Source organism: Acidimicrobiales bacterium (assembly GCA_035533095.1).
Lineage (GTDB): Bacteria > Actinomycetota > Acidimicrobiia > Acidimicrobiales > Palsa-688 > DATLUM01.
This window is the reverse complement of record DATLUM010000066.1, coordinates 1-2,304: the sequence shown is the minus strand read 5'-3', so window position 1 is coordinate 2,304 and position 2,304 is coordinate 1. Positions and strand designations below refer to the sequence as shown.

Sequence of the window (2,304 nt, the reverse complement as noted above, 5' to 3'; positions counted from 1 at the left end):
TGACTTCCGCTTCCACGCCGTTACCACCCGCAAGCCCTGAGAGGCCGCGGGTATCGAGTCGGCGTTGATCGGCCCGAAAAGCCTTGAGGCGGTTCGTATTTGGTCACAAGACGAATCGCGTTTCCGCAGGTCAGCGGGCGTGGTGGAGAGGATGGTACCGGATACGAACCAAAGTCCGAGCCTCGCCCGCCGCGCCATCCGGCTTGGCAGACGCAAGTTTAGCTCGCCAACCTGCCGGAATGAAGTCCTGGTTGCGATGACTGCGCTTTCCGAGCGACACGAGGGGCGGGAGGTCTTCACGGTTCGCGAGGTCTACGCCGAGATGGTCGCCCAGGGCACCGCGTATGCTGAATCGACCGCCTACATCACCATGCAGCGAATGAAGCAGCCTGCTGTGCGACCACCGTACGCACGCCTCGAGCATGTCCCCCGGAAGGGGTTCCGCCTTCTGGCCGAACCGACCTGACGTGCATCGCAGCTTCGATACCCAGGCGCGCTCGGAGAGCCCCCTGCTACTCCGGACGGAGCGAGAGCGCCAGGCAGGGCACTACGAACGACACGAGAAAAATGGGTCTTCCGGCATCGATGTGGGTGCCGTTGAGGAACCGGTGAGCCGCGAAGCCTTGTAGCGGAAGGCGAGGATGTGCGGCTGCGGGCGGTAGCAGCCGGCTCCAAGTCGGCGTCAAGTCCCTCCGCTTCGCTCCGGTCCTGCGGACGGCCCTTCGGGCCGGACTTGACCCCGACTCGCCGGCTGCTACGGAGCAGTCAGGCAAGCAGCGGAGCAGCTTGCCTTCTTCGACGGCCGCTCGGGATCGTGAGGGTGACGCGCACGGCGTCCTAGGTTCGGAGCTGTCGAAGGCAAACCGAACAAGGACGTCGGCCCGTGCGCGTCACCGCTGCATTGTCTCTCCTTCTGGCCCTGCCCGGGGTCTGGGTGCGCAAAGTCGTGTTCCGGCAGGACCTGGTCGTGGTCACGGTGGCACTGCGGCGGCGGCGCCTCTGCTGCCCGGAGTGCGACTTCACGACGCGCTCGCGCTACGACCGCCGGCCGGTCGACTCCACCTGGCGGCATCTCGACCTCGGGGTCTGGCGCCTCGAGGTGCGCGCCCAGCTGCGACGGCTCTCCTGCCCGGTCCACGGCGTGAGGACGGAGGGCGTCCCCTTCGCCCGGGCCGGTTCCCGCCACACCCGCGACCTCGAGGACCTCGTGGGCTTTCTCGCCACCCAGATGGACAAGACCGCCATCTGCCGGCTTCTCCGCGTCGACTGGGACACCGTCGGGCGGATGATCACGAGGGTGATGGAGACCGGCCTCGACGCGAGGCGGCTCGACGACCTGTTCGAGATCGGGGTCGACGACGTGAGCTGGCGGCGCCGGCACAAGTACCTGACCCTCGTCTCGGACCATCGCAGCCGCAAGATCGTCTGGGGACGAGAGGGCCGGGACACCGCCACGCTCGACAAGTTCTTCACCGAGCTCGGGCCCGAGCGCTCCGGAGAGCTCACCGCCGTCTCGATGGACATGTCGGCCGCATACGCGAAGTCCGTCCGGAAGCCTGGCCACGCCACCAGGGCAATCATCTGCTACGACCCCTATCACGTGGTCCAACTCGGCACGAAGGCGCTCGACACCGTCCGGCGCCAGCACTGGCAGGAGATGCGCAGGGCCGACGAGCAGGCAGCCAAGCGGTTCAAGGGCGCACGCTGGTGCTTGTTGAAGAACCCCGAGCACCTCGACGAGGACCAGGCGGCCACGCTGCGCCGGCTGCGCCGCCACGGTGGGGCGGTGTGGCGCGCATACAGCCTTAAGGAAGCCCTCCGGGCCATCTTCGCCGGCGACCTCACAGAGGACGACGTCGCCCATCTCCTCGACCGTTTCTGCTCGAAGGCCTCCCGCAGCGGGCTGAAGCCGTTCGTCACGCTCGCGAAGACGATCCGCCAGCACCGCGAAGGCATCCTCGCCGCGGTTCGCCTCGGAGTGAACAATGCCCGCCACGAAGGCCTGAACCGGCGGGTGCGTCTGCTGCTCAACCGTGCCTACGGCTTCCACTCCGCCAAGGCGGCGCTCGCCCTCATCATGTTGACCGTCGGGCCGATCGAGCACGTCCTACCCCACGAACGAACGAGTGTTCCCAGGAAGTGACCCACATTCATGCCGGGAGGCCCGTTTTTTTTACCCGGGGCCAGTCCTCGGCCACCCAGCGCGCGATCGCCTCGTCGTTGCGCTCGACGGCGCGGCGCGCTGGGCGCTGGCGGCTCCAACCCACCTGGCGGAGGATCTTCCAGACATGTCCCGGGTGGTAT

The 2,304-nt window shown here is 67.3% G+C and carries 2 protein-coding genes; both read left to right on the top strand.

Going from position 1 to position 2,304, the window contains the following annotated elements:
* The first annotated feature begins 256 nt into the window (after positions 1 to 256).
* Positions 257 to 466: a hypothetical protein gene (locus VNF71_08400; GenBank protein ID HVA74571.1), complete on the top strand. Its 210-nt coding sequence runs from the start codon at positions 257 to 259 to the stop codon at positions 464 to 466.
* Positions 467 to 883: 417 nt separating this feature from the next.
* On the top strand, positions 884 to 2,143 hold the full coding sequence (locus VNF71_08395; protein ID HVA74570.1) for an ISL3 family transposase: 1,260 nt from the start codon (positions 884 to 886) through the stop codon (positions 2,141 to 2,143).
* Positions 2,144 to 2,304: the final 161 nt, after the last annotated feature.

Bases quoted from the DNA above. Each gene is read 5' to 3' on its own strand.
- VNF71_08400 (HVA74571.1), top strand. From the start codon at position 257: ATGACTGCGCTTTCCGAGCGACACGAGGGGCGGGAGGTCTTCACGGTT.